Source organism: Nocardiopsis sp. CA-288880, assembly GCF_050955985.1.
Classification (GTDB): domain Bacteria; phylum Actinomycetota; class Actinomycetes; order Streptosporangiales; family Streptosporangiaceae; genus Nocardiopsis; species Nocardiopsis tropica.
Window position 1 is genome coordinate 3,755,694 of sequence record NZ_CP192105.1, and the last position, 26,883, is coordinate 3,782,576.

Annotated in this window: 22 protein-coding genes; 10 read left to right on the forward strand and 12 right to left on the reverse strand. The window is 74.3% G+C overall.

Annotated features, from left to right (window positions below; all coding sequences use genetic code 11):
* Positions 1 to 34 precede the first annotated feature (34 nt).
* Together ACQPYD_RS16520 and ACQPYD_RS16525 are read right to left on the reverse strand one after the other, a co-directional pair.
* The gene (locus ACQPYD_RS16520) at positions 35 to 892 is read right to left on the reverse strand and encodes an ABC transporter permease (protein ID WP_433701873.1); all 858 of its coding nucleotides are present in this window, start codon (positions 890 to 892) and stop codon (positions 35 to 37) included.
* A complete protein-coding gene (locus ACQPYD_RS16525; protein ID WP_433701874.1) occupies positions 889 to 1,752 on the reverse strand; it encodes an ABC transporter permease in 864 nt (287 codons plus the stop codon). Before ACQPYD_RS16525 ends, ACQPYD_RS16520 begins: the two co-directional genes overlap by 4 nt.
* A gap of 303 nt (positions 1,753 to 2,055) precedes the next feature.
* Here ACQPYD_RS16525 and ACQPYD_RS16530 point away from each other — a divergent pair, with 303 nt between their 5' ends.
* Positions 2,056 to 3,219 carry a 4-hydroxybenzoate 3-monooxygenase gene (locus ACQPYD_RS16530; protein ID WP_433701875.1) on the forward strand — a complete coding sequence of 388 codons (1,164 nt, stop codon included), beginning with the start codon at positions 2,056 to 2,058 and terminating at the stop codon, positions 3,217 to 3,219.
* Positions 3,220 to 3,300: 81 nt separating this feature from the next.
* Here ACQPYD_RS16530 and ACQPYD_RS16535 read toward each other — a convergent pair whose 3' ends face one another.
* Together ACQPYD_RS16535 and ACQPYD_RS16540 are read right to left on the reverse strand one after the other, a co-directional pair.
* Positions 3,301 to 3,966: a lytic polysaccharide monooxygenase auxiliary activity family 9 protein gene (locus ACQPYD_RS16535; protein WP_355011849.1), complete on the reverse strand. Its 666-nt coding sequence runs from the start codon at positions 3,964 to 3,966 to the stop codon at positions 3,301 to 3,303.
* An 810-nt stretch (positions 3,967 to 4,776) separates the two neighbouring features.
* Positions 4,777 to 6,585, reverse strand: a complete 1,809-nt coding sequence (locus tag ACQPYD_RS16540) for a serine/threonine protein kinase (protein ID WP_433701876.1) — start codon at positions 6,583 to 6,585, stop codon at positions 4,777 to 4,779.
* Positions 6,586 to 7,174: 589 nt separating this feature from the next.
* Here ACQPYD_RS16540 and ACQPYD_RS16545 point away from each other — a divergent pair.
* Together ACQPYD_RS16545 and ACQPYD_RS16550 are read left to right on the forward strand one after the other, a co-directional pair.
* Positions 7,175 to 8,428, forward strand: a complete 1,254-nt coding sequence (locus ACQPYD_RS16545) for a cytochrome P450 (protein ID WP_433701877.1) — start codon at positions 7,175 to 7,177, stop codon at positions 8,426 to 8,428.
* A gap of 196 nt (positions 8,429 to 8,624) precedes the next feature.
* On the forward strand, positions 8,625 to 9,797 hold the full coding sequence (locus ACQPYD_RS16550) for an endo-1,4-beta-xylanase (RefSeq protein WP_433702073.1): 1,173 nt from the start codon (positions 8,625 to 8,627) through the stop codon (positions 9,795 to 9,797).
* Here ACQPYD_RS16550 and ACQPYD_RS16555 read toward each other — a convergent pair.
* Together ACQPYD_RS16555 and ACQPYD_RS16560 are read right to left on the reverse strand one after the other, a co-directional pair.
* Complete coding sequence (locus tag ACQPYD_RS16555; protein ID WP_433701878.1) at positions 9,721 to 10,689, reverse strand: MBL fold metallo-hydrolase; 969 nt, start codon at positions 10,687 to 10,689, stop codon at positions 9,721 to 9,723. The two genes, ACQPYD_RS16550 and ACQPYD_RS16555, sit on opposite strands and share 77 nt — an antisense overlap.
* 122 nt (positions 10,690 to 10,811) lie before the next feature.
* Positions 10,812 to 11,672 carry a serine hydrolase gene (locus ACQPYD_RS16560; protein ID WP_433701879.1) on the reverse strand — a complete coding sequence of 287 codons (861 nt, stop codon included), beginning with the start codon at positions 11,670 to 11,672 and terminating at the stop codon, positions 10,812 to 10,814.
* Positions 11,673 to 11,710: 38 nt separating this feature from the next.
* Between ACQPYD_RS16560 and ACQPYD_RS16565 the strand changes: the two genes are divergently transcribed.
* Together ACQPYD_RS16565 and ACQPYD_RS16570 are read left to right on the forward strand one after the other, a co-directional pair.
* Complete coding sequence (locus tag ACQPYD_RS16565) at positions 11,711 to 12,679, forward strand: LysR family transcriptional regulator (RefSeq protein WP_433701880.1); 969 nt, start codon at positions 11,711 to 11,713, stop codon at positions 12,677 to 12,679.
* Positions 12,680 to 12,856: 177 nt separating this feature from the next.
* The gene (locus ACQPYD_RS16570; protein ID WP_433701882.1) at positions 12,857 to 13,792 is read left to right on the forward strand and encodes an aminoglycoside phosphotransferase family protein; all 936 of its coding nucleotides are present in this window, start codon (positions 12,857 to 12,859) and stop codon (positions 13,790 to 13,792) included.
* 198 nt (positions 13,793 to 13,990) lie between these two features.
* Here the strand turns inward: ACQPYD_RS16570 and ACQPYD_RS16575 are convergent, their stop codons facing one another.
* A complete protein-coding gene (locus ACQPYD_RS16575; RefSeq protein ID WP_267944525.1) occupies positions 13,991 to 14,932 on the reverse strand; it encodes an AraC family transcriptional regulator in 942 nt (313 codons plus the stop codon).
* Between the two features lie 80 nt (positions 14,933 to 15,012).
* Between ACQPYD_RS16575 and ACQPYD_RS16580 the strand changes: the two genes are divergently transcribed.
* Positions 15,013 to 15,933, forward strand: a complete 921-nt coding sequence (locus tag ACQPYD_RS16580; RefSeq protein ID WP_433701884.1) for an NAD(P)H-binding protein — start codon at positions 15,013 to 15,015, stop codon at positions 15,931 to 15,933.
* A 327-nt stretch (positions 15,934 to 16,260) separates the two neighbouring features.
* Here the strand turns inward: ACQPYD_RS16580 and ACQPYD_RS16585 are convergent, their stop codons facing one another.
* The 5 genes from ACQPYD_RS16585 to ACQPYD_RS16605 all read right to left on the reverse strand — a co-directional run bounded on the left by ACQPYD_RS16585 (position 16,261) and on the right by ACQPYD_RS16605 (position 21,441).
* Positions 16,261 to 16,827 carry a hypothetical protein gene (locus tag ACQPYD_RS16585; RefSeq protein WP_433701886.1) on the reverse strand — a complete coding sequence of 189 codons (567 nt, stop codon included), beginning with the start codon at positions 16,825 to 16,827 and terminating at the stop codon, positions 16,261 to 16,263.
* Positions 16,828 to 17,068: 241 nt separating this feature from the next.
* Positions 17,069 to 18,253 carry a GDSL-type esterase/lipase family protein gene (locus ACQPYD_RS16590; protein ID WP_433701888.1) on the reverse strand — a complete coding sequence of 395 codons (1,185 nt, stop codon included), beginning with the start codon at positions 18,251 to 18,253 and terminating at the stop codon, positions 17,069 to 17,071.
* A gap of 153 nt (positions 18,254 to 18,406) precedes the next feature.
* The gene (locus tag ACQPYD_RS16595) at positions 18,407 to 18,976 is read right to left on the reverse strand and encodes a TetR/AcrR family transcriptional regulator (protein ID WP_433702074.1); all 570 of its coding nucleotides are present in this window, start codon (positions 18,974 to 18,976) and stop codon (positions 18,407 to 18,409) included.
* Between the two features lie 144 nt (positions 18,977 to 19,120).
* The gene (locus ACQPYD_RS16600) at positions 19,121 to 19,822 is read right to left on the reverse strand and encodes a pentapeptide repeat-containing protein (RefSeq protein ID WP_433701890.1); all 702 of its coding nucleotides are present in this window, start codon (positions 19,820 to 19,822) and stop codon (positions 19,121 to 19,123) included.
* Positions 19,823 to 19,866: 44 nt separating this feature from the next.
* Complete coding sequence (locus tag ACQPYD_RS16605; protein ID WP_433701892.1) at positions 19,867 to 21,441, reverse strand: PucR family transcriptional regulator; 1,575 nt, start codon at positions 21,439 to 21,441, stop codon at positions 19,867 to 19,869.
* A 244-nt stretch (positions 21,442 to 21,685) separates the two neighbouring features.
* Here ACQPYD_RS16605 and ACQPYD_RS16610 point away from each other — a divergent pair, with 244 nt between their 5' ends.
* Genes ACQPYD_RS16610 through pucD form a run of 4 tightly spaced genes read left to right on the forward strand, consistent with a single transcriptional unit; the run spans position 21,686 to position 26,872 of the window.
* Positions 21,686 to 22,555 (forward strand): FAD binding domain-containing protein, encoded by an 870-nt coding sequence (locus ACQPYD_RS16610; protein ID WP_433701893.1) that lies wholly within the window; start codon positions 21,686 to 21,688, stop codon positions 22,553 to 22,555.
* Positions 22,546 to 23,061 (forward strand): (2Fe-2S)-binding protein, encoded by a 516-nt coding sequence (locus ACQPYD_RS16615; protein WP_433701894.1) that lies wholly within the window; start codon positions 22,546 to 22,548, stop codon positions 23,059 to 23,061. The genes ACQPYD_RS16610 and ACQPYD_RS16615 overlap by 10 nt, the downstream gene beginning before the upstream one ends.
* Complete coding sequence (locus ACQPYD_RS16620; protein WP_433701895.1) at positions 23,058 to 24,440, forward strand: 8-oxoguanine deaminase; 1,383 nt, start codon at positions 23,058 to 23,060, stop codon at positions 24,438 to 24,440. The genes ACQPYD_RS16615 and ACQPYD_RS16620 overlap by 4 nt, the downstream gene beginning before the upstream one ends.
* Positions 24,440 to 26,872, forward strand: a complete 2,433-nt coding sequence (pucD, locus tag ACQPYD_RS16625) for a xanthine dehydrogenase subunit D (protein WP_433701896.1) — start codon at positions 24,440 to 24,442, stop codon at positions 26,870 to 26,872. The genes ACQPYD_RS16620 and pucD overlap by 1 nt, the downstream gene beginning before the upstream one ends.
* The last annotated feature ends 11 nt before the right edge of the window (positions 26,873 to 26,883 follow it).

Sequence of the window (26,883 nt, forward strand, 5' to 3'; positions counted from 1 at the left end):
GGTCGTGGTCGGTCCCGCGGCTGCGCCCATGGGCTCACCCGCCCCGGTTCGCGGCGCGCAGACCCCGGTACCAGCCCAGGACGCGGCCCTCGACGAGCTCGAACAGCGCCGACAGGGCGAAACCGATCAGGCCGAGCAGGACCATGCCCGCCCACATCTCGGGGATGGCGAAGCTGCGCTGGAACTGGACGACGGCGAACCCCAGGCCGCTGGAGCTGGCGAACATCTCGCTGATGACCATGAGGATGATCGCCAGGGCCAGGGCCAGGCGCAGCCCGGCCATGATCTGCGGAGCCGCCGAGCGCAGGACCAGGACGCGCAGCCGTGTGGCTCCGGTGATGCCGTAGCAGCGGGCGGTGTCGGCCAGGACCGGGTCCACGGCGCGGACGCCCTCCACGGTGTTGAGCAGGACGGGCCACACGCAGCCGGAGACGATCACCAGGACCTTCATGGAGTCGTCGATGCCGGCCAGCAGGATCATCAGCGGCACCAGGACCGGCGGCGGGACGGCGCGCAGGAACTCCAGGACGGGTTCCAGGAAGGCCCGGGTCCGGGGGGACAGGCCCAGCAGGACCCCCAGGCCCACGCCGAGGACCGCCGCGACGGTGAAGCCGGTGAGCAGGCGGGCGATACTCGGGAGCACGTCGGTGAAGAGGCGTTCGGAGAACCACAGCTCGACGAAGGCGGCGGCGATGAGGTCGGGGGTGGGCGCGTAGTAGCTGTCCGAGGCGGCGCCGGCGTAGGCGTAGACCCCGACGAGCACGACGGGGAGCAGGAGCACGTGCAGGGTGCGCAGGCCCAGCCGGCCCGCGGCGCCGCGGCGCGGCCGCCCGGCCGGGGCCCGCGTCCCGGCGCCGTCGTCGGACCGGGCGGTCCCGAGGGGACGGTTCATGCCGCGGCCTCCCCGCGGACGGACGCGTGCCAGTGCAGGACGCGGCGCTCCAGGGCGCGCACCCCGGTGTTGACCAGGACCCCGAGGCCGCCGGTGGCGACGATGAGCGCGTAGACCGAGGCGACGGCGCCGCTGGACTGGGCGACGGCGATCTCGCGGCCCAGGCCCGGGGAGCCGATGACGAGCTGGGCGGTGACGGACAGGATGAGCGCGACCGCCGCGGCCAGGCGCAGGCCCGTCATCAGGTAGGGCAGGGTGGTGGGCCACACGACGTGGCGGACGCGGGCCAGGCGGCCGAGACCGTAGGAGCGCGCGGTCTGCTCGGCGACGGGGTCGACGTCGGCCACCCCGTACAGGACCTGGATGTAGAGGAGCCAGAAGGAGGCGTACACGACCAGGAGCAGGGTGGAGCGCAGGTCGGTGCCGTACATGAGGACGGCGAGCGGGATGAGCGCGACCGAGGGGATGGGACGCAGGAAGTCCACCGTGGAGTCGGTGAAGGCGCGCACCCGGGGCAGCGAGCCCAGGGTGAGGCCGAGCAGGACGGCGGCGGCGAAGGCGATGGCCAGGCCCAGGGCCCATCCGGTGAGCGTGTCGCCCACGGCCGCCCAGAAGGCGGTCGTGGCGGCGCGTTCGGCCAGGGTGGCCAGGACCTCCGAGGCGGGCGGCAGGTGGCGGGCGGAGACGGCTCCCAGGCGCGGCGCGGCCTCCCAGAGCGCGAGGAGGGCGGCGATGCCCAGGGCCCCGAGGAGCGGCCTGCCGGGGCCCGCGCGGGCGGCCCGGCGCGGGCGGGCGCCGCCGCCCGCGGGTGCGGCCGGCGGTGCGGCCCCGGTGGTGAGGACTGCCGGCCCACGGCGCATCGGCGCTCCAACCGCGTCGGGGTGGGCGCCGGCGCCCACCACTGTACGTTTTGCGAACACTTGTTCTTTTGGCGAACATAGGTGATGCGCCTCACCGGGTCAAGACGTGGTGCGGGCGCATTTCGACGCCGCAGGCGCGACGGCGGGACGGCGGGACGGCCGCGCCCGGGCGGGACGCCCCGGGGTCCGCGCCGCCTGGCGGGGCCCACCACCCCTCCTGTTCGTTCGTCATGTGAATATGTGTTCGCACAAGGAACATCTGTGACACCCGGGCGCCGCGCCCGACCGACGAGGGGACACCTGATGCGCACACGCGTCGGCATCATCGGAGCAGGACCCGCCGGCCTCCTGCTCTCCCACCTGCTGCACCTGGCCGGTATCGAGTCGGTGGTGCTGGAAACGCGGGACCGCGACTACGTCGAGGCCCGCCAGCGCGCGGGCGTCGTGGAACACGGAGTCGCCCGCCTCCTCCGCCGCAGCGGTCTCGGCGAGCGCATGGACCGCGAGGGCATCACCCACGACGGCATCGAACTGCGCTTCGACGGCCGCTCCCACCGCGTGGACTTCTCCGACCTGTGCGGGCGCCGCGTCGAGATCTGGGCGCAGACCGAGATCGTCAAGGACCTGACCGCCCGGCGCCTGGCCGACGGAGGAGAGGTCCTCTTCGGGGCCCGGGCCACCGCGATCGAGGGGATCGAGACCGACGGCCCCCGCGTGCGCTACACCCTGGAGGGCCGGGAGCAGGTGCTGGAGTGCGACTACGTGGCGGCCTGCGACGGCTTCCACGGGATCGGGAGGCGCAGCCTGCCCGAGGGCGTCGTCCGCACCTTCGAGCGCCTCTACCCCTTCAGCTGGCTGGGCGTGCTGGCCGACGTGCCGCCCTCGTGCGAGGAGCTGGTCTACGCCCGCCACGAGCGCGGCTTCGCCCTGCACAGCATGCGCTCGGAGGAGGTGAGCCGCCTCTACCTCCAGGTGCCCAACGGCACCGACCCCGACGACTGGCCGGAGGAGCGGGTGTGGGAGGAGCTGGCCGAGCGCATGGCCGTGCCCGGCTGGGAACTGCGGCGCGGACCGCTCACCTCCAAGGGCCTGACCCCCATGCGCAGCCTGGTCACCGAGCCGATGAGCCACGGGCGCCTCTACCTGGCCGGGGACGCCGCGCACATCGTGCCGCCCACCGGGGCCAAGGGGCTCAACCTGGCGCTGCACGACGTGGCCCTGCTCGCGGAGGGCCTGCGCGCCCGGTACACGCACGGCGGGACGGGGGCGCTGGAGGACTACTCGGCCGCGGCGCTGCGCCGGGTGTGGCGGGCCGAGCACTTCTCCTACTGGATGACCACGCTGCTGCACACCTCGGGCGACGCCTTCGACCACCGCCTCCAGCTCTCGCACCTGGAGTACCTGGCCTCCTCCCGGGCCGCCTCGACCCAGCTGGCGGAGAACTACACCGGTCTGCCACGCCCCTAGAGGCGTTCGGCGGCGGATGCGGACACGTCGGCCGGCCGCGCCGTTCCCCGGGGCGGGGAACGGCGCGGCCGGGGCGGCGGATCACCCGAAGACGACGTCCGAGCAGTTGTAGAACGCCTCGGGGCTGTCCGAGCGCTCCCACACCACGTACACGATGTGCTGGCCCTGCCGCTCGGGCAGGTCGACGTCCCAGTAGTACTCGGCGCCCTGGACCCCGCCCTGGCGCAGCGGCGGGTCGGTCACCTCGTCGATGAGCTCCAGGTCGTCCCAGGCGAGCGGGGAGCCGGGGTCCCACCCCTCCTCGGTGACGTAGGTGAAGAACGTACCCGGGTGCTGGGCCCAGGCGTTGTGGTGGAACTCGACCGTCTGCCCCGAGGGCAGGCCGGTGGTCGGCCAGTCGGTGCGCGCCGCGTTGAACGCGGAGAAGGCGGGGGTGGGCCCGCACAGCTCGCCGTCGGCCACGACCTCCTGGTGGCGGCCGTCGGCGTCGCTGATGAGGTTGCCGAACCAGTTCCAGAACGGGTACGAGCCGCCCTCGGCCAGGGCGTCGGCGCAGGCGGGGTTGGTCGGCTCGACGTTGCCGCCCGCACCGCCCTCGAGTCCGTCGACGTAGCAGGCGTAGGTGCGGCTGGCGGGGTAGGTGAACGCGCCGTGGGCGGCGGCGGGCTGCGGGGCGAGCGACACGGCCAGCGCACCTGCGAGGGTGCCGGCCGCGGCGATCGCGCCCGCCTTGGTCACAGTCTTCACGGGGGGTCTTCCTTTCCGTCTGCGGGCCTGTCCGCCCGGCCTTCCGGCGGCTCCTGCCCTGCCCGTTCCGGGTGGACCCGGCGAGGGTCCCGGCAGGGCTGCCCCGACCGCCCCTTTTCCTCGCACCACGGCGGCGCCCGCCGAGGAATCGGCTGCGCCGCCCCGACGGGGGGCGGGGGCGTATCGGGACTTTCGTGAGCACCATGAGCGGGCATTCATTTTGGGAACGCTCCCATGGCCTTGCACCGTGCAAGTTAACAGGAACGACACAGGCCCACAACGGGTCCTGGAGAAGAATTTTCGCGGTACGGATCGAACCGGACACGCTGAGCTACAGACCCTTGCGGAACCCCGTCCGCCCTCGCGCCGACCGTGCGCCCCCGACGTGCGCCGATCACCGTCCGGACGCCCGGGGCCGCCTCCGCGCGAGCCCACCGCCGCGAACGCCGGAGCGCGCAAAGGTCAGTGTTTTCGCACCCTCAGGAAAGTATTCGGAACCGGGCCCGGCGAGGCCCGCCGACTCGCACCGCACGGGCCCCGCGGGCCCCGTGTGCGAGGGACCTGCCCGGAAGACGGGAAGCGGACACCGGCGGACATGCGCGGGCCCCGTGCGCGAGAGGCCCGAAGAGGGGGCCGGGGCCGCCCCGACGACGGGAACCGCCCCGCGCCGTCCCCGGGCGGCCGCCCGGCCGGACCGGTGCCCCGGGCGATCGCCGCCGGTGGGGGCGGAGCAGGCCCGAGGACCCGCTCCGCCCCCACCGGCACGGCGCCCCGGGCGGGCCCGGGGCCCCTCGGGGGCGCCCTCCCCGGTCAGCCCCAGAAACCGAAGCTGTACAGCAGGCCGTTGGTCGCCGCGACGACGCCCAGGGCGAGCACCGCCCCCGTGACGAACGAGGTGCGCAGCGAACGCACCAGGAACTCCAGCGACACCAGGTTGTTGAGGAGGAAGTAGCCCAGCATCGTCGCGTGCCAGAACCCGTCCATCGACAGCGGCTCGAAGTAGTAGGCCGAACCGGTCCACACATCCGTCTCGGTGGTGAACCACGCCCACGCCAGGGCCGCACCGTACCCCAGCGGGATCTGGATCAGCGGCAGGACCAGCAGCGGCAGGAGCTTGACGAAACCCCACAGGCCGGGCTGGTCGGCCCGGCGCGCCTCGGACTGCGCCCGGCGGGCCGCGTCCTGCTCCGCGCGCAGGCGGTCGCGGTGCACGCGCTCGGCCTCCTGCCGGCGGCGCTCCTCGATCCTCTGCTCCTCCATGCGGCGCCGCTGCTCCTCCTGCTGGCGCTGCTGCTCCGCGGCCAGGCGGCGCTGCTCCTCCTGCTGCCTGCGGCGCTCCTCCTCCTGGCGCCTCTGGTGGGCGCCGGTGTCGGCACGCCCCCCGCGGGGCCCGCCGTACAGGTCGGCGTAGGGGTCGTCCGCGCCCTGGTCGCCGTACGCCTGCCCCTGCTGGTACTGGGACGTGGCCCCCTGCCCGTACGAGGAGGCCGCCTGTCCGGGCTGCTGCTGCGTGGGCGGGAACTGCGCCGTGGGCTGGTACCCGTCCGGCGCGGAACCCGCCCCGTGGCCGGCGCCCTGCGTGCCCGCGACCCGGGTGGCCTGGTCGTCTCCGAACGCCCCCGCAGCGGCGGCTCCCCCCAGGGCCCCGGCCGCACCGCCCAGGGCGGCCGCGCCGCCGGCGCCGAGCACCTCCGTGCGCTGGTGGCCGCCGGTGGCCTGCGGGTCCCCCGCCGAGGTCGCCAGCGCACGGTTGACCTTGGCCACCTGCTCCTGCACGCCCGCCATCACCGTCGGGGGCAGCCAGGACGCCCCGGCGTGCACATCGCCCAGGTAGTCGAGGATCTCGCCCGGCCCGGGCCGTCCCTGCGGGTCCTTGGACAGGCAGGCGGCGACCAGGTGGCGCAGGCTCTCGGGCACCGCCGAGAGGTCGGGCTCCCGGCTGATGATGCGCATGACCATGGTCGGCATGTTGCCCTCGCCGAAGGGCCCGGTGCCCGACGCCGCGAAGGCCAGGACGGCGCCGTAGGCGAACAGGTCGCCGGCAGGCGTCAGGTGCTCCCCCTGCACCTGCTCGGGGCTCATGAACCCCGGGGTCCCGATGATGGACTGGGTGGCGGCCGTGCCGTCCGTGGCACGGGCGATGCCGAAGTCGATCACCCGCGGCCCGTCCTCGGACAGCAGCACGTTGCCCGGCTTCAGGTCGCGGTGGATCAGGCCGACCCGGTGGATCTCCACGAGCGCCTCGGCGAGCCCCGCGGCGAGCACCCGCACACTCGCCTCCGGGAGCGGCCCGTACGCCTGCACCGCCTCGTCCAGGGGCAGCGAGGGAACGTAGGAGGTGACCAGCCACGGCACCTCGTCGTCGGGGCCCGCGTCGATCACCGGGGCGGTGAACGCCCCGCTCACCTGGCGGGCCGCGGTGACCTCGCGCGCGAAGCGCTGGCGGAAGGAGGCGTCCGCGGCCAGGTGCGGATGGATGCGCTTGACCGCGACGGCCCGGCCGGCGGCCGAGCGTCCGAAGAACACCTGCCCCATGCCGCCGGCGCCCAGGCGCCCGATCAGCCGGTACCGGCCAATGCGTTCGGGGTCAGTGTTCTCTAGGGGACCCAACGTCCTCATCCTCCGACTCTGCCGCGACTGTCGTCCCGCGACCGCGCGCCCGGGACCCCCGCGATCGTAGCCAACGGCGGGTGGCGCGCCGACCGCGGACCGACCCCCGCGTCCGCGCGGGAAGGGGCCCAGTCTAGGGGGTTCGGCCGACACGGCACCCCTCACTCCCGGAAGCGGGGTCGCGTGTCCGCGCGTTCGCCGGACCCCGCCGGAAACGCCCCGGCCGACCGCGAAGTTCCCCCCTGGCCGCCACCGGCCAAGTTGCCGCACGCGGTGGCTGCGGCCCTCACGCCACACCTAGTGTCGTCCACATCACCCCCACTCGCGCGGAGGACGCCGCGGCCGCCGGCCCGGGGACGGCGGCCCGCCCGGCACAGGACCGCCACGGCGGCCTCCCGCCGCGCCCGCGGGGCGGGGTCGCAAGGCGGGGACGCGCGCGAGGGAACGGGACCGGGTACGTGCTCTCCGGCCCGGCCCCTCGGGACGGCACAGCGGCCCCGGCCCGCCACCCGACAGCCGCTCTCCCGCCGCGGAGCGCACGAGGACGGCCCCACCCGGGCCGGGAACGCCGGAGCACCGAGGAGAGGACCACACGGCCATGCAGATCATCGACGCACTGCGCATCGACGCCCGGCTGCGCGCGGCCCACGGCCTGTCATGGCTGTCCGCGCAGACGGGCGACCACCCCAGCCGCCTCCTGCACCACCCCTGGCGCGACAACCCCTACCCGACCTACCGGCGGATGCGCTCCCAGGGCCCCTTCACCACCAGCAAGCTCGGCTTCCGCTCCGCCAACACCTACGAGGCGGTGAGCACCCTCCTGCGCAGCCGGGACTTCGGCGTGCGACCGCCCGCCGGGGCCGCCCTCCCCGGACAGTTCGACATCATCGACCTGTCCTTCCTCATGCTCGACCCGCCCGAGCACACCCGTCTGCGCGCCCTCGCCCGCCCCGCCTTCAGCCCGAGCCGCATGGCCGGGTACCGCACCGAGATCGAGAAGGTCACCCACGAACTCCTCGACACGGCGACCGCCCGGCGCGACTTCGACCTCATGCGCGACTTCGCCCAGCCCCTGCCGATCGCGGTGATCAGCCGCCTCCTGGGCATCCCCGAGTCCGACGACGCCCGGTTCGTCCGGATCGGCCACACCATCGGCGGCGCCCTGGACGGCGCCCGCTCGGCGGGCCACCTGCGCCGGATCGGCGAGGCCTCGGCCGAACTCGACGCCCTCTTCGACCGGCTCATGGCCGAACGGCGCACCCGCCCCCGCGAGGACGTGATCTCCGCCCTGGTGGCCGAGGCCGACGACGGCGCACTCACCCCCGCCGCACTGCGCGCCATGTGCCGCCTGCTGCTGGTCGCCGGGTTCGAGACCACCGTCAACCTGATCGGGAACGGGGTCATGGCCCTGCTGCGCCACCGCGAACAGTGGGAACGGCTGGTACAGGACCCCGGCCTGGCGCCGGGAGCCGTGGAAGAGGTCCTGCGCTTCGACTCACCGGTGCAGATGACCACCAGGTGGGCGCACACCGAGTCGACCGTACAGGGCAGGCAACTGCGACCGGGCGACTACGCACTGTGCCTCATCGGGTCCGCCAACCGCGACCCGGACCGCTTCGAGGACCCCGACCGGTTCGACATCACCCGCGAGGACGCCTCCGACCACCTCTCCTTCTCCAGCGGCGCCCACTACTGCCTGGGAGCCCCGCTGGCCCGCCTCGAGGGCGAGATCGCCCTGCGCGCCCTCGCCGAACGGCTCCCGCGCCTGCGGCCCACCGCCGCCCCCACCCGCCGCGGCACCACCGTCGTACGCTCCCTGTCCAGGTTCCCCGTCACCACCGGCACCCCCTAAGCCTCCGGACCGACGTGCGCCCCCGCACGAACACGCGCGACCCGACCCCGGCGTGCCCCACCGGCACACAGGCCCAGCGAGAGGAACCCCGGTGGAACCGAGCCCGCGAGAACCCGAGGAACACGGCACACCGGCGGACCACAGGCACGACACGGCCCCCGGCGCCCGCCGGGCCCCCGCCCGGGCAAGGGGCGCGCTGCCGGCCGCCGGCGCCCTGGGCGCGGCGGTCCTCACGGTCACCGCGGCCCTGCTCCTCGCCCTGCCCGACCGGGCGCCGGTCGGCGAACTCCCCGCGCTGGCCCGCTCGCACGGCATCGGCCTGGGGGTGGCCGTGGCCGTGGACCCGCTGGTCCGCGACGGCGGCTACCAGGACGTGGTCACCTCCCACTACACCTCCGTCACCGCGGAGAACACCATGAAGTGGGAGTACGTACAGCCCGAACGGGACGAGTTCGACTGGAGCGGCCCCGACGCGGTGGTGGACTTCGCCCGGCGCCACGGCCTCGACGTGCGCGGCCACACCCTGCTCTGGCACAACCAGCAGCCGCCCTGGCTCTCAGAGGGGTCCTGGACCGGCGCGGAGCTGCGCGAGGTGATGCGCGAGCACACGGACGCGCTGCTGGGCCGCTACCGGGGCAGGATCACCACCTGGGACGTCGTCAACGAACCTTTCGTGGACGACGGCCCCCGGCTGCGGGACAACCTGTGGCACCGGGTCCTGGGCGAGGACTACATCGCCGAGGCCCTGCGCATGGCCCACGAGGCCGACCCCGGGGCCAGGCTCTACATCAACGAGTTCGGCATCGAGGGCGCCGGCCCCAAGGCCGACGCCCTCCACGCCCTGGTGACCGACCTGCTGGACCGCGGCGTGCCGCTGCACGGCATCGGCTTCCAGGGACACTTCGTCCACGGCTCCGTCCCCGAGGACCTCACCGAGCAGATGCGCCGCTACAGCGACCTCGGCCTGGACGTCACCGTCAGCGAACTCGACGTGCGCATACCCGAACCGGCCGGACAGGAACAGCTGGAGGAACAGGCCCGGGAGTACCGGCGGGTGGTCCAGGCCTGCCTGGACGTGCCCCGGTGCGTCAACGTCACGGTGTGGGGCGTCAGCGACCAGCACTCCTGGATCCCCGAGTGGTTCCCCGGCTACACCGCGGCCCTGCCCTTCGACGGCTCCTACCGACCCAAGCCCGCCCTGGCAGGCATGGCGCAGGCCCTGGAACGACGCCGGGCAGGGGCCCGACCGGGCCGGACGACCCCGCGCACGCCCCCGGGCCACAGGACACGGCTCAAAAACTCAGAGGGACCAGGTACTCGGGAACCACGACCCGCGTCCGCGGAGCGACCCGCAACACCTCCGCCGTGAACTCCTCCACGCCCATCCCCTCCCCCGTCCCGTCCAGGGGCGGGTTCACCAACTCCCGCTCGAAGTGGTCCCAGTGCACGGGCACGACCGTGGTCGGCCTGTCCAGCGCCTCGATGAGCCGCGGCACGTACTCGTGCGTACTGGAGGTCGACGGCAGCGCGACCATCGCCACGTCCGGCGCCAGCCCCGCCACCTCCCGCTCCGCGAAGTCGCTCGCCCCCATCAAGAACACCGACGGCCCCGACCCCGGCCTCACCTGGAAGGCGAGGGTGTCGCCCTCCGGCAGGTCCGCGACCGTGACCGGGGCCCCGGGAACACCGACGCGCACCCCGGGGAAGAGCACCGACCTGGAGGCGTTGCGGCTGTGCAGCGACCGGACGACCTCCACCACGCACCCGCCGAAGTCCAGGACCTCCCCGCCCCGCACCGTGGACACCTGACCCGCGGGAACCCCCATCGCCCGGGCCAGGTGGTACGTCGTCAGGGTCCCCACGACCCGCGCCCCCGTCGTGGCCGCGATGTGGGGGACGTCGGAGAAGTGGTCCCAGTGGCTGTGGGTCACCAGGACGACGCCGTCCTCACCGATGTCGGCGGTGTGCTCGTCCACCAGCACCGGGTCCACGACCAGCTCCGTCGCGGCGTCGAACCCCCGCTCGGGGTCGAACAGGCCGGTGGAGAACCGGGTGAGGAACGGATCCACCAGGATCGGCGCCCGCCCCGGGACGTCGATGCGCCAACCACTGGTCCCCAGCCACCGGAACGTCGCACCCGACCCCCCGCCCGAGGACTCCGACGGCGCCCCCGCCACCGCACCCGCCGCCCCCGACAGCAAGGGCGTGAGCGCCCCCGCCGCCACCGCGCCCCGCAGGAAACCCCGTCGTCCGATCGCCATGCGCCGGCCACCTCTTCCACCCGGTCCTGAGCCCGGCCCCGGTGGACCGAACGGCGCACAGCCAAACACGGGCCCCGAACAGGCGTCCAATAAGCAGGCGGCGCCCGACCATAGGCGTTCGCCTATCGGCCCCGGTCCACCCCGGTCCGCCCCGCCACGGGCGCCCCGGAAACCCGTCGCAGCCGCTCCACCGCACCGCGCGCCGCCCGTCCCAGCGCCAGGTCCGCCTCCAGCCCCGTCCTCCCCGGGTCGGGGCCGACCGCGCACACCGCCACGGCATAGCGCGCACCGTCCGGGTACTCCACCACCCCCGCCTCCGCACGAAGCCCCGGCAGCGTGCCGGACTTGGCGCTCACCCGCACCCCCGGACCGAACCCCGAAGCGATCCGCGTACGCACGAGCTGGCGCGCCATGAGATCGCGGACGAACGCGCACGCCTCCGGCTGCGCGGCCCCGTCCGTCCACACCAGCCGCAGGAGCCGCGTCAGATCCGCCGGCGTGCCGGACGTGACGCGCCCCCGCACACCGGCCGGCAGGACCGAGGAACCCGCACCCCCCGGCCCGCCCTCCTCCAACAGGATCCGCAACAGGTCCCGGGGGCCGCCCGTGAAACGGGTGGAACCCAGCCCCAGCTCGGCCGCCAGCAGCTGGACGGGCTCCACCCCCACCCGGTCCACGAGCAGGTCGGCCGCCGTGTTGTCGCTGACGGTCATCGCCAGGTGGGCGCAGTCGCGCAGGGACAACTCGACGTCGTCGGCGAAGTCCGCGATGCCCGACCCGCCCAGGCGGTCCGCGCGCCGCGCCACGACCCGCTCGGCCGGATCCAGGATCCCCGCCCCGGCCTGGCGGGCGAACTCCAGGACGATGAGGACCTTGGCGACGGAGGCCAGCACGACGGGGACGTCCGCGAGACGCCCCCACTCGCGGGTCCCGTCGACCTCGCGAACGTGCACGCGCACGGCAGGGGCGTCGGTGGTGGTCACGGCGCTCACGCTACAACCCCTTCCGCTAGTGTCTGGCCGTGGATCTCGGACGACACCTGCGGTACTTCCTGGTCGTGGCACGCGAAGGCCACTTCGGCGAGGCGGCGGTCGAGCTGGGCATCGCCCAGCCGGCCCTGAGCCAATCGGTGCGCAGGCTGGAGGAGGAACTGGGCGTCACCCTCTTCGACCGGTCACGCCGCCGGGTCTCCCTCACCCCCGCCGGACGCCTCCTGGTCTCCCAGGCCCGCGACCTCGTCGCGGGCGAGGCCCGGCTCAGGGAGACCATGCGCCGCACACGCGACGGCGAACTCGGCACCCTCCGGGCCGCCGTACGCCCCGGCACCCCGGCGACGGCCCTGCGCGGCCTCCTCCGGGGCATGGCCGAACACGCCCCCGGACTGGACGTCGACCTGTGCGAGATGACCGGCTCCGAACTCGTGCGCGCCCTGGGCGAGGGCACCGTCGACACCGGCCTCCTCACCACGCCCTTCGAGGGCTCCGGCCTGCTCGGCGAACCGGTGCTCCGGGAGGAGCTGGGCGCGGTGCTCCCCCGGGCCGAGGCACCACCGCACTCCTCCCCCGTCGCCCTCGCCGACCTGGCCGACCGCGAACTCGTCCTGTCCGCGCGCCGCTCGGACCCCGCCTGGTTCGAGCGCGTCCTGTACGTGTGCCGGGAACACGGATGGACGCCTCCCAGGGTCCGGGAGGCCGGCGACGCGGGATTCCTGCTGGGCCTGGTCCTGGCAGGCCTCGGCGTGGGACTGGAGAGCGCACGGGTGGCAGCACGGGAACCCCGCCTGGCCTGGCGCCCGCTGGAGGGAGCCCCCCTGCTCCGGAACACGGAGGCGGTACGCCCCGCCCGGGACGCCCACCCGGCCGCCCCCGCCTTCGCCGAGGTGGCCGCACGGGTACTCGCCGAACACCCCCGCAGCTCCCTCGCCGACCCCCACGGGGAACGCCCCTGGTCACTGGTCTACGGAGGCGGCCCCCTCACCCGCCCCCGGTGAGAACCCGGACGGCGCCCCGCCGGACACGCGCAAAGAGGAAGCGCCGCGCGGACGGCGCGGGTAGGGTCGTGCCGTCCGTGACCGCCGACAAGCCGTGAGGTGTTCGGCATGCCTTAGACCCGTGGTCCCCCGCCCTTCTTCGTCACCGCCGCAACCGACGACGAAGAAGAGGAACCCGTGAACGAGACGACACCCCCACCGCCCCCCATCAGGGTCCCCGAGACCCTGGCACCGCTCCTGGACCGCGAGTTCGGCACCGAGTGGACCTCCGGCCTGCCCGCACTGACCGCACACCTGCTCCGACGGTGGAACCTGCGCCCCGCGGGCGCCCCCATGCACGGCATGGTCGCCCTCGTGGTCCCGGTGCGGCGCGCCGACGGCACCCCCGCCGTGCTCAAGATGCAGCCCGTCGACGAAGAGACCGAGGGAGAACCCCGTGCTCTGCGCGCCTGGGCGGGAGACGGAGCCGTCCGCCTCCTGGACCACGACGCGGACAGCGGCGCCCTGCTCCTCGAAGCCCTCGACCCCGCCCGCACCCTGGAACACGCACCCCTGGACCAGGCCCTCACCGCCATCGGCGAACTCCTCGCCCGGCTCGACGCCCACCCCGGACCGCCCGGGGTACGCAGGCTCGGAACCATGACCCGGTCCCTGGTGGAACGCGTCCGCCCCTTCCTGACCGACGAGCGGATCGACAGCCGCGCACGCGGCTCCCTGGCCCGCTGGACGGCGGTCGCCCGGGAGATGGCCGCCGAACCCGGCGACCGGCTCCTGCACTGGGACCTGCACTACGCCAACGTCCTCGCCCCCCTGTCCGGCACACGCCCCGACCCCTGGGTCGCCATCGACCCCAAACCGCTCGTCGGCGACCCCGGATACGAACTGATGCCCGCGCTCCGCAACAGGTTCGCCGAGGAGGCGGCCCCCGGCGGTGCCCCCGCCTCCGTACGCCGCAGGTTCGACCGGCTGACCGGCGCCGCCGGCATCGACCGGGACCGCGCCCGCGCCTGGACCCTCGTCCGCGCCCTGGAGGACTGCCTCTGGCAGATGGAGGAGGGGAAGCGCACACGGTTCGGCGCCACCAGGGCCGTCGCCGACGCCCTGACCGGGTGAGGCGCCCGCCGGGCGGTGGGCGCTGCCGCCGCCCGGAGGGCGTGCCCCGGCCCCTCCCCGCCGAGACGTCCGGGCCGGGGCGGCCCCGTCCGAGGACCGGCCGGGCCCCGCGGGGCCCGGCCGCGGGGGCGGGCCTCCCCCGCAGCGGCGTCCCGTCCTCCCGGACCGAGGCGCCCTCACCCGGGACCGGCGAACCGCTCAGGCGGCGACGAGCGCCCGGCGGTACTCGGTGGGACTCACACCGCGCAGGCGCTTGAACGCCACGCTCAGCGCGAACGTGTTCGCGTAGCCCACGCTTCGGGCGATCGAGGCGACCGTGGCGTCCCCTCCGCGCAGCAGGTCGGCCGCCCTGGCGATACGCCAACCGGTCAGGTACGCCATGGGCGGCTCCCCGACCAGCGACGTGAACCGGCGCGCCAGCGAGGCCCGGGAGACCCCGCAGCCGTCCGCCAGGGCGGCGACCGTCCACGGGCGCGCCGGGGCGTCGTGGAGCAGCCGCAGGGCCCGGCCCACCACAGGATCGCCCATGGCGGCGTACCAGGAGGGGGCCCGGGTGCCGGGGCGGTCGAACCAGGCACGCAGGGTGGAGATGAGCAGCAGGTCCAGCAGGCGGTCCAGGACCACCTGCTGCCCGGGCGCCCGGCAGACGACCTCCTCGGCGATCATGGAGGTGACAGGGCGGTGGCAGTCGTCCGCCGGCACCACCAGCACCTCTGGGAGGGCGGAGAGCAGGCGCCTGCTGACCTCTCCCCCGACCTCGTAGGAGGCCCCGAGCAACCGGTCCGGGGCGTCGGGGCGGTCCCCGTAGGTGCGCGGCCCGAGCAGGGCCCCTTCGTCGAACTCCTCCCCCTCGGGGGTCGTGCAGAGGTCGGCGCCGTGCACCAGGCAGGTGGGCCGGGTGTCCGGGCGGTCCGCCACGGTGTACGGATCGGGACCGCGCACGATCGCGACGTCACCGGTGCCGAGCGCGACCGGTTCGCCGTGCGCCGGAACGACCCAGCCGCGCCCGCGCACCATGGTGGCCACGCTCAACGGCGACCGGTTCTCGAAGCGCACGGCCCAGGGAGGGGCCATGATCGACTGGCTGAACAGGGCGCCCCGGGCCCGGACTCCGTCCAGCAGGTCAGCGAGAGCATCCATGTCACCACCTTAGACGCGAAGACATCGGAGTGAGGCTTTCAACCATGGATCGTCTCACTCCCCTCCGATTGACTCAGGGCATGACAGACACACGGAACACCGCGCGAAGCACGGCCCGCCGACCGGTCCTGGTGGTCGGCGCCACGGGCAAGACGGGCCGGAGGGTGGCGGCGCGGCTGCGCGCAGCAGGACACGAGGTGCGCGCGGCGTCGCGCTCCGGCGCATGGCCCTTCGACTGGAACGACCGCACCACGTGGGGCCCTGCGCTGGAAGGCGTGGAGACGGCCTACGTGGTCCCCTTCGACCCCGCACCGGTCGTACGGCCCTTCGTCGAGCAGGCCGAGGCCGCGGGACTGCGCAGGCTCGTACTCCTCTCCGGCCGGGGGATCGACGACCCGGACTACCTGCCCGGAGCCGCCCTGGCGGGCAACACGCTCGTGGACGCCGAGGAGGCCGTCCGCTCCAGCGGCCTGGAGTGGACGATCCTCCGGCCGGGATGGTTCTCCCAGAACTTCGACGAGGGCTTCCTCGCCGACATGGTCGGCTCCGGCAGGATCGGACTGCCCGCCGGGGACGGCGCGGCGAGCTTCGTCGACGCCGAGGACATCGCGGACGTGGCCGTCGCCGCCCTCACCGGGCCGGGACACGCGGGCCTGATCCACGAACTGTCGGGGCCGCGCGCCCTGACCCTGGCGGAGGTGGCGGCGGAGATCTCCGCGGCCACCGGACGGACGGTGGAGTACGTCGCGCTCCCTCGGGAGGGGTTCGTCGCGGAGCTCGTCGGCCAGGGGGTGGGGGCCGAGGACGCCGAGGCGCTGGCGACGACGGTCTCCCCCATCCTGCGCGGCAAGGACGCGCACCTGTCCGAGGGGGTCCAGCGGGTTCTGGGACGCGAGCCGCGGGCCTTCGGGGAGTACGTGAGGAATGCGGTGGCGTCAGGTGCCTGGGCGAGTTCTGGACCGGTTTCGGAAAAAAGAGGAACGGCCACCTTTATGTCGTAGATTCGCGCAATTCGCCGAGGAGGGGGCGTGCACGTCCGGGCCGGCCCCCACCCCTCCGCCGAAGAGCGCTCGACGGAGCGGTCCTCGGCCGGGGCCCGCCGCGAGCCGGCGGCGGTGGGAGCGGGCCCCGGGGGCGCACCTCCACGGGCTCCTCCGGGGGCGTCGGCGGACCGGAGGGGCGCACGCCCCCGGCAGGAGCGCCGGGGGCGTGCGTGCGCGGAGCCGTGCCCGGGGGCCGGGGGCCGGGGAGGTCCCCGCACTCCCCCGCCACCGCACCGGCCCGGGGTGCGCCCTCCGCGCGGGAGCGCTACCGGCCCGTCCCCGCGGTCAGGCCCGCGACGCCTTCCAGTAGGCGACGTCCGCGGCGCGGTTGAAGTAGGCGTTGGTGCACACGTCGTACTTGTCGCCCTCGGTGGAGTGCTGGTTGGTCTCCAGGAAGCCGCCGTTGCCGGCGTAGAGGTTCCAGATCAGGAGCACGTCACCGGTGCGCACGTGCTGGTCGGTGGGGGTGGAGGTCTGCGCGAAGATCCGCCACCGCCCGGTACCCTCGGCGCGGTCCCGGCTCTGGGAGGTCGACACGTCGTACTTGGCGCCGGCCGACTTCTGGGTGCTGCTGGCGTGGCCGTTGGTGTCGAGGTAGCCGCCGTCGCCGCCGTAGAGGTTGCGCAGCCAGACGACGTCACCGCTGAGGACGTTCGTACCGGTGGCCTTGCCCTCGGGCGAGAGGATCTCCCAGGTCCCGGTTCCCGCCCCGCGGGTGGGGGTGTCCGCGGTCTGCACCCCGTACTTCGCGGGGGCCGGGCGGTGGTTGATGCTGTCGAGGTAACCGCCCTGCCAGCCGTTGTAGCCGTTCAGCAGGTGGATCCGGTCGCCGAACCTGATCTCGTTGGCCATACAACCTCTTCCTGTCGCAGTGTGCTACCGGTGGCGGTGCCCGGCCGGGCCGGTGAGCCGAACCGGCCTACGACCACCGCCGGAACAAACGTATCCACTGTTTCACTTTGCGTAACAGGACTGTCCCGACCTGGCCAATCACACCGAATCCACCCCTGGAACCGACCGGTGTGCTACACGCTCACCGGCAACGCGGGGCCGCCGTGCGGCGCGGGCCCCGCGGAACCAGCGGGAGGGGCCCTCAGGCCGCTTTCCCGGAGAGCGGGCCCCCTTCCCCGAAGGCGAACCCGGCGAAGCGCTCCCCGATGCGTCGGTGCGTGGCGGCGTCCGGATGGAGCCGGTCGGGCAGGGGCAGTTCGTCGGCGTCCGCCTCGCCGTAGAGGACCAGGCCGTCCAGGTAGTGCAGGTTCGGGTCCTCGGCCGCCCGCTGCCGTACGATCCGCGACAACTCCTCCCGGACCACGGTGAGCGTCAGCTTGCCCTCGGCCCGCTCGGCCGGGTCCCCGTTGGCCCGGAACCGCAGCTCACCCGCCCGAAGGGCCTCGGTGTCGAAGCCGCAGGGGCCGGGGGTGTCCTCGTGGATGGCGCAGTGGATCGGCGACACGACCAGCAGCGGCGCCTCGGGGTGGCCCTCCCGGATCGTGTCCAGGAAGCCGTGCACCGCGGGACCGAAGGCGCGCAGGCGCATCAGGTCGCCGTTGACCAGGTTGAGGCCGATCTTGACGCTGATCAGGTCGGCGTCGGTGTCGCGCATGGCGCGGGCGGTGAAGGGGTCGAGCAGGGCGCCGCCGCCCAGGCCGAGGTTGACCAGGTCCACTCCGCCGAGCGATGCGGCCAGCGCGGGCCAGGTGGTGGTGGGGCTCGCCGCGTCGGAGCCGTGGCTGACGGAACTGCCGTGGTGCAGCCACACCCGGCGCCCACGGTCCGGCAGGGGCGCGATCGGGGCGTCGGCCCGCAGGGCGACGACCTCGGTGGTCTCGTTGTGCGGGAGCCAGATCTCGACGTCCTTGTCCCGGTCGGGCAGGCCGGCGAAGCGGAGTGTGGCGGAGGGCCCCCGGCTGTGCTCGACGGCGCCGGTCGCCAGGTCGACGCGCAGGGTGTCACCTCCGGTCGCGACGGCCTGGTCGGTGAGGCGGCCGTCGACGAGCAGGTCGTACACCCCGGCGGGACGGGGCGGCCCTCCCGGGTAGACGCGTCTGGTGGGCACCGTGTCGAGTTCGACGGCGGTGGCCCGTGTGCGGAAGGCCAGGCGCACCCCGGAGGGCTGGGACTCCGCCATGGCGAGCTGCGGGTCGGCGCACTGGGCCCGGGCACGGGCGGGGAGCCTGTGCGGGAGCAGCCCGCGTTCGGTGCGCTCCAGGTCGAGGGCGCCGCGCAGGAGCTCCGGTGTGACGGTCGTGGTGGTCCAGTCGTCCTGGGCGTGCATGGTGGCGGCCTCCTGTGGTGGTCGTGGGTGCGTGGTGGGCCGGTCCGGCGCCCGGGCACGGCGGGACGGCGGGACGGCGGCAGCTCACCGGAACCGGCGCGGGAACTGCGCACCGGCACCGTGCGCGAGGGGCGGGCGGGTGCCCGCCGCGGGTCAGGCCGCGGGCCAGTTGCGCAGCAGCGCGTCGAGGGCGTCGATGGTCCGCGACCAGGTCTCCTGGGTGTCGGGGGCGCTGTGGCTGAACCCTCCCCCCATCTCCAGGGTCACGTAGCCGTGGAAGACGCTGCCCAGCAGGCGGACCGCGTGGGTCTGGTCCGGTTCGGCCAGCTCGTAGCCGCGCAGGATCGCCCGGGTCGTCCGGGCGTGCCTCACGCCGGCGCTGGCGGCCGCCGTCTCCGGGTCGAGTCTGAGCTGGGCCGCCTCGTAGCGGCCGGGGTGCTCGCGGGCGTAGTCGCGGTAGACGTTCGCGAGGGCGCCGAGGGCGTCCTTTCCCGCCCGTCCCGCCACGGCCTCGGAGGCCCGGTCGGCCATCTCCTCCAGGGCGAGCAGCGCGATCCGGGTCCTCAGGTCCCGGGAGCTGCGCACGTGCGAGTACAGGCTTGCGACCTTGACGTCGAACCGCCTGGCCAGCGCCGAGGCGGTCACGTTCTCGAAGCCGACCTCGTCGGCCATCTCCGCGCCCTCCCGGGCGAGGCGCTCCGGGGTCAGTCCCGCGCGTGCCATCATGCCTTCTCCGTTCGCCTTGACCCACTCTATCTTTCCCTAAAGCCTTTAGGCAAGTCCCGTCGTCCTGAAGGCCGACGAGGGCAGAAAGGGGCCGGGCCGTCCGCGAGGTGCGCGACGGCCCGGCCCGCCCCGGAGGGGCTCCTACTCCACGACGGTGATGCCGAGGGCGCCGAGGATGAGGCCGGCCTGGGCCGGACTGATGTTGGCCCCCCGCAGGTACCCCGCCTGGTCCAGGCCGAGCTCGCCCAGGTCGGCCCCGCGCAGGTCCGCGCCCGCGAACCTGGCGTTGACCAGGTTGGCGCCGCGCAGGCGCGACTCCTTCCACACGGTCTCCCGCAGGTCGGCGCTCGCCAGGTCGGCCTCGTCCAGGCGCAGGCCCTCCAGCGTGCGGCCGCGCAGCGAGAGCCCCTTGCCGCGGGCCAGCATCATGTTGCACTGGGAGAACGTGTAGCCGATCCCCCGCAGCGAGGTCAGCCCCGCGCCGGTGAGCCGGCACCCGGTGAACACCGTGTCGGTGAGCAGCGCGCCCTGCCAGCGGGTGTTGGCGAGGTCCATCCTCTCGAAGCGGGTGTCGGCGCACTCCGCCCCGGCGAAGAGAGCCCCGGGCGCCCCTCCCCCCGTGAACCTCGCGCCGTCCAGGACGGCGCGCTCGAACCGGGCGCCGTCCATGCGGCAGTCGGCGAAGACGGCGTCGGTCAGGTCGGTGTCCCGCAGGTCGGCGCCGGAGAGGTCGCACCGGGTGAACACGCGCGGGGCGGATACGGCGTCGGCCAGGGCGTCGCGCAGGTCGGAGTCGGACAGGTCCGCGTCCGTGGTCTCTGGAGAGGAAAGGTCGGTACTCATCGCGAGGACCCTAGCGGTCGCCGGCGACATCCGGCGCCGTCCCCTCAGTCGCGGAGCTTGAGGGCGAGGAACAGGTCCACTCTGTGCTCCAGGCTGCTCAGGTCCCGCCCGGTCAGCTCCTCCACCCGTCCGATCCGGTACCGCAGGGTGTTGACGTGGACGTGCATGGCGGCGGCGCAGCGCTGCCATGAGCCGGAGTGGGCGAGGAAGCGCTCCAGGGTGTCCACCAGCTCGGAGCGGTGGTCGCGGTCGTAGGCGAGCAGCGGCCCCAGGAGGCGCTCCCGGTAGGAGGCCTGGACCTCCTCGGGGACCGAGGCGAGCAGCAGCTCGTGGGAGTCGATCTCGGCCCCGGCGATCACGCGGGACCGCCCGCCCCGGAGCTCGGCCAGCCGCCGGGCGTGGCGCGCCTCCACGGCGGCGCCGCGCAGCTCGGGGATGCCCCGGGCGGCCGAGCTGAGACCGATGGCGAGGCGGTGGTCGAGCAGGCCTCCGTCCAGCACCCGGGCGCGGTGGAGGAGTCGGGCGCGGATCTCCTCGGCCCGCGCGCGGGCGTCGGTCCCCGCGCCGGCCACCGGGAGGATCGCGAGGGTGTCGGCGTCTCCGGTGACGACGGCGCCGGGGTGGTCGGCGACGAGCTCGGTGACCACCCGCCGGGGCAGGTCGGGCACGCGGGGCTCGGGCAGCATGACGGCGCTCACGACGACGTGGCCCCCCTCGTCGGCGCCCGTGGCCGTCCCGGTTCCGCGCATCAGCTCGGTGACCTCGTCGAAGCGCTGTGCGGCCAGCAGGCGCGGCAGCCCCTCCAGGTGGCGCGCGTCGGCCAGCGCGCGTTCGTCGGCGCGGCTGCGGGCGAGGCCCGCGACGGAGGCGAGCTCGGCGACCGCCTCGTGCTCCTCGTCGGTCCAGGCGGTGTGGTCTCCGGCGCAGACCATCAGCCAGGTGGCGAGGGGGTGGGACTCCTTGGTCTGGACGGGGACCACGGTCAGGACGCGGCCCCCCTCCTCCGGCAGGCGCGTGGTGTGCGGGAAGTCGTGCCAGGTGAGCGCCTTGGCGGCGATCCACTCGCGGTCGGCCTCCGGCAGCGGCGCCCCCGAGGAGGCGACGTGGCGCCCGGTGGAGGAGATCACCCAGGCGGTCCGCCCCTCCTGCGCGGTGGCGGCGGTGAACGCGTCGGAGAAGTCGGCCCCGGCGGCGACGTCGGCCATCAGCCGGCGGTGGCGGTCGCGGGTCTCGGCGATGGTGGTGAAGCGGCGCTGGGTGAGGGAGCGCAGCACCTCCTCGGTGACCGCGCCGAAGGACGTCTCCGCCGGGACCTCGACCAGGGGCAGGTCGTGGGCCAGGCAGGCCTCCACCAGGTCGTCGGGGACCTCGCCCAGGGCGGTGCCGGCCCCCAGGGCGACGGCGCCGGCCCCGGCCACGGAGGACACGAAGGCCTCCGAGTCCTGGGGGCGGGTGCGCCACATCATGCCCGTGAGGACGAACTCCCCGCCGCGCAGGTAGCGGGCCGGGTCGAGCAGATCGGTGGTGTACGCCCACCGCAGGGTGCGGTGCGCGTGCTCCGCTCCCGACAGGAACCTCAGGTGCAGCCGCTTGATGGCGAGCAGCTCACTGATCTGCATTGACGTCCTTCTGTGCTTGTGCGGGCGGGTGCTCGCCCGTGACCGGTGGGCGGCGGTGGGAAGGTTTTTCGGAAACGCCGCTTGTAGGAAACGCCCAACACTAACGGTTCGTTCCAGGATCACTTCATGTCATCACGTTCTGGCCGGGCCCGTGTATCGGTGTTGTACTTCACAACAGCAACGGACCGACCAGGGGTTGCGCGCCCGCCGACGACCTGACCGAACCCCGACGACGAGGACCAGCATGGAATTCCTGAGCCCCTCCACACTGGAGGAGGCGCTCGAAGCGAAGAGCGCCCATCCCGACTGGCTGCCCATCATGGGCGGCACCGACGTCATGGTGGAACTCAACTTCGACAAGCGGCGCCCGGCCGCCCTGATCGACCTGACCCGGATCCCCGAACTGGCCGAGTGGGGCGCCGAGGACGGCTGCACACGCCTCGGCGCGGGTGTGCCCTACACCCGGATCATCGAGCACCTGTCGGCGGCGGCGCCGGCGCTGGCCAGGGCCTCCCGCTCGGTGGCCTCCCCGCAGATCCGCAACCGCGGCACCGTGGGGGGCAACCTGGGCGGCGCCTCCCCGGCCGGGGAGGCGCACCCGCCGTTGCTCGCCACCGACGCCGTGATCGAACTGGCGTCGGTGCGGGGCAGGCGCCGGGTGCCCGCCCGGGAGTTCTACCTGTCGTTCCGGACCACGGCCAGGCGTGACGACGAGCTGATCACCGCGGTCCTGCTGCCCGAGCCGTCGGGGCCCCAGCAGTTCGCCAAGATCGGCACGCGCAACGCGATGGTCATCGCGGTGACCTCCTTCTCGCTGGCGCTGGACGCGGAGCGCAGGACCGTGGGCACCGGCCTGGGCTCGGCCGGCCCCACGCCGCTGCGGGCCGAGGCGGCGGAGGAGTTCCTGGCCGGGGAGTTCGACTGGGAGGGCGGCGCACCGCTTTCGGAGGCGGCCGTGCGCCGTTTCGGGGAGCTGGTGGCCGCGGCCTCCCGTCCCATCGACGACCAGCGGGGCAGCGCCGGGTACCGCAGGCACGCGCTCTCGGTGATGGCGCGCCGCGCTCTGAGCTGGTCCGTCACCGACTACAGGAAGGAAGCCACGCGATGCGCGTGAGTTTCAACGTCAACGGCGAGGACGTGACCGCCGACAACGTGTGGCCGGGCGAGAGCCTGCTGTACGTGCTGCGTGAGAGGTTGGGCCTGCCGGGCAGCAAGAACGCCTGCGAGCAGGGCGAGTGCGGTTCGTGCACGGTCTACTTCGACGGCGTGACGGCGTGCTCGTGCATGATCGCCGCCGGGCAGGCCGAGGGGCGCCGCGTGCGCACCGTGGAGGGCCTGGCGCAGGGGTCGGGCAAGGGCCCCGAACGCGAGCTGGGCACGGTGCAGGACGCGTTCGTCGAGGCGGGGGCGGTCCAGTGCGGCTTCTGCACGCCGGGGCTCCTCGTCCAGACCGACGACCTGCTGGAGCGGACCGTGGGGGCGGGCCTGCCCGCTCCGGACGACGCCGAGATCCGGGAGGCGCTGGCGGGCAACCTGTGCAGGTGCACCGGGTACGAGAAGATCATCGACGCGGTGCACCTGGCGGCCGAGCGCCACGCGGGAACCGGGGGCGAGGCATGAGCGCGGCGGACACCGTGGCGGGGACCGGCCGGTCCGTGGTCGTCGAGGGCGCGCACGTGGTCACCGTGGACGGGGCGGAGTACGCCGACGGCCACGTGGTGGTGCGCGACGGGAGGATCACCGCCGTGGGCGCGGGCCCGGCCCCGGCGGCCCCGGGGGCCGAGCGCGTGGACGGGCGCGGCTGCCTGGCCACGCCGGGCCTGGTGAACACGCACAACCACCTCTACCAGTGGGCGACGCAGGGGTTGTTCGCCGACGGCACGCTCTTCGAGTGGCTGGTGGGGTCCTACGAGATCTGGGGCCGCCTGGACGCCGGCGTCGTCTCGGGGACGACCTCGGCCGGACTGGCCCACCTGGCCCTGTCCGGGTGCACGACCGCCTCCGACCACCACTACATCCACCCCTCGGGGCGCGGGGACATCGTGGCCGCCGAGGTGGAGGCCGCCCGCGAGGTGGGGGTGCGCCTGGACCTGGCCCGGGGGTCGATGGACCGGGGCCGGAGCCAGGGCGGGCTGCCCCCGGACGGCGTCGTCGAGACGCTGGAGGGGGCGCTGGCCGGGACCGCCGCGGCCATCGACGCCTACCACGACCGCGCCGACGACGCGATGACGCGGGTGGCGGTGGCCCCCTGCTCGCCGTTCTCCGTCTCGCGGGAGCTGATGGTGGAGGGCGCGGCGCTGGCCCGGGACAGGGGGGTGCGGATGCACACCCACCTGGCGGAGACCCTCGACGAGGAGGAGCAGTGCCTGGCCGAGTTCGGGTGCACCCCCGTGGAGTACGCGGAGAAGCTGGGCTGGCTGGGCGAGGACGTGTGGTTCGCGCACGCCGTGCACCTGTCCGACGCGGCGATCGCGAGGATCGCCGCGACGGGCACCGGCGTCGCGCACTGCCCCACCTCCAACGCCCGCCTGGGCGCGGGGATCTGCCGGGTCACCGAGCTGCTGGAGGCGGGCGTGCGGGTCGGTCTGGGCGTGGACGGCCCCGCCTCCAGTGAGCTGACGCCCCTGGCGGGGGAGATGCACCAGGCCCTGCTGATGGCCCGTGCCCGCAAGGGCCCGCAGGCGCTCAACGCGCGCCAGGCCCTGGAGATGGCCACCCTGGGCGGCGCCCGGGTGCTGGGCCGCGACGCGGAGCTGGGCTCGCTGACGGTCGGCAAGCTCGCCGACATCGCGCTGTGGCGCGTGGACGGGTTCGGCTACGACGTCGTCGCCGACCCGGTGGTGGCGGCGGTCTTCGGCCCCACCCCGCCGCTGGAGCGGCTCTGGGTCGGCGGGAGCACCGTCGTCGACCGCGGCGAGCTCCGCACCCTGTCCGCCGAGACGGCCGCCGCGCGCGGCCGGGCCGCGCACCGCGCACTGACACAGGAGGTGAACCGCTGATGGCGGCGACGACCCGTACCGTGACCGGTCTGACCAGCACCACGAAGGACGGGGTGGGCGCGAGCCCGCGGCGTCCCGACGGGACGCTGAAGGTGACCGGTGAGTTCGCGTACTCCTCGGACATGTGGATGGAGGACATGCTGTGGGGGGCGACCCTGCGCAGCCCCCACCCGCACGCCGAGATCCGCGGCATCGACGTCACCGGGGCCCTGGAGGTGCCGGGTGTGCACGCGGTGCTCACGCACGAGGACGTGCCGGGCGAGAAGCGCTACGGGCTGGAGTTCCAGGACCAGCCGGTGCTGGCCTTCGGCAAGGTGCGCTACAAGGGGGAGCCGGTGGCGGTGGTCGCCGCCGACCACCCGGAGACGGCCCGGCGCGCCATGGAGCGCATCCGGGTGGACTACGCGGTGCTGGAGCCGGTCACCGACTCCCGGCGCGCGGCGATGGACCCGGACTGCCCGCCGGTGCACGAGGCGGGGTCGCTGCCCGAGCACCCCGAGTTCAACCAGCGCGGCAACCGGCTGCGCCACCAGCCGATCCGCACGGGCGCGTTCGCCGAGGCCGCCGGGTCGGCCGCCCGCGAGGGCGCGGTGCTGGAGAGGCTGCGGTCGGAGGCCGCCGTGGTGGTGTCCTCCGAGTACGAGGTGGGCATGCAGGACCAGGCCTTCCTGGGCCCGGAGTCGGGGATGGCCGTTCCGGCGGAGGACGGCGGGGTGGACCTGTACGTGGCCACCCAGTGGCTGCACGTGGACCAGCGCCAGATCGCCCCCGCCCTGGGGCTGCCGCAGGACAAGGTGCGGCTGACCCTGGCGGGCGTGGGCGGTGCGTTCGGCGCGCGCGAGGACCTGTCCATGCAGATCCACGCCTGCCTGCTGGCGCTGCGCACCGGCAGGCCGGTCAAGTTCGTGTACAACCGCGAGGAGTCCTTCTACGGGCACGTGCACCGGCACCCGGCGAAGATGCGCTACGAGCACGGCGCCTCGTCCGACGGCAGGCTGCTGTACGCCACGGCCGAGGTGGTCGTGGACGGCGGCGCGTACGCGTCGGCGACCCCAGCGGTGGTGGGTGTGGCGTCCTCTCTGGGCATCGGCCCCTACGAGGTGCCCAACGTGCTGGTCGACGCCTACGGCGTGTACACGAACAACCCGCCCTGCGGAGCGATGCGGGGGTTCGGCGCGGTGCAGGCGTGCTTCGCCTACGAGTCGCAGATGGACAGGCTCGCGGCCGAGCTGGGGATGCACCCGGTGGACCTGCGGATCAAGAACGCGCTGTCGCAGGGCTCGCGGATCATCACGGGCCAGGAGATCGACATGCCGCTGCCCATGGCGGAGATGCTGCAGCGCTGCCGCGACCTGCCGATGCCGCCCGAGCGCGGGGCGCTGCCCGACCCCGGCGACCTGCGCACCCTGCCCGGCGGGGTGGCGGGGACCACCCGCGGCGAGGGCGTGGTGCGCGGCGTCGGCTACGGCGTGGGGCTGAAGAACCTGTGCTTCTCCGAGGGCTTCGACGACTACTCCACCGCCCGGGTGCGGCTGGAGGTCGTGTCGGGCGAGCCCGTGGTGATGGTGCACACCGCCGCGGCCGAGGTCGGCCAGGGGCTGGTGACGGTCAAGGGGCAGATCGCCCGGACCGAGCTGGGCGTGGAGAAGGTCGTCATCCACCCCTCCGACACCCAGGTGGGCTCGGCGGGCTCCTCCTCCGCCTCGCGCCAGACGTACATGACGGGCGGCGCCGTCAGGACGGCGTGCGCGTCGGTGCGCGCCGCCGTGTTCGCCCTGGCCCGCGAGCGCGGGCTGGTGCCCGGCGACCTGCCCGACACCGACCTGGCCCTGGTCGGCGGCAAGGTGGTGTCGGCGACGGCCGGGGCGCTGGTGTCGCTGGCGGACCTGCTGGGCGAGGCGGCGCAGGGCGGTGTCGTGGTCGAGGAGACCCGTGAGTTCCACCACCGGCCCACCGAGATGCTCGACCCGCTGCTGGGCCAGGGCGCCTCGCACACCCAGTTCGGGATGTGCGTCCACCGCGCCGTGGTGGACGTGGACGTGGACCTCGGCCTGGTGAAGGTGGTGGCCCTGGACGCGGTGCAGGACGTCGGCAAGGTGATGCACCCGCAGCAGCTGGCCGGGCAGATCCAGGGCGGGTCCGCCCAGGGCCTGGGACTGGCGCTGATGGAGGAGATCCTGGTGGAGGACGGCGTGATCCGCAATCCGTCGTTCACCGACTACCTGATCCCGACGATCCTGGACACGCCCCCGATGCGGATCGAGGTCCTGGAGCATCCGGACCCGCACGCGCCGTACGGGCTGCGGGGCGCCGGCGAGCCGCCGACGCTGTCGTCGACCCCGGCGGTCGTCGCCGCGGTGCGCGCGGCGACGGGGCGTCCGCTGACGCACGCACCGGTGCGGCCGGAGGACATCGTGGGCATCGACCTGTAGCCCGCCGGGGC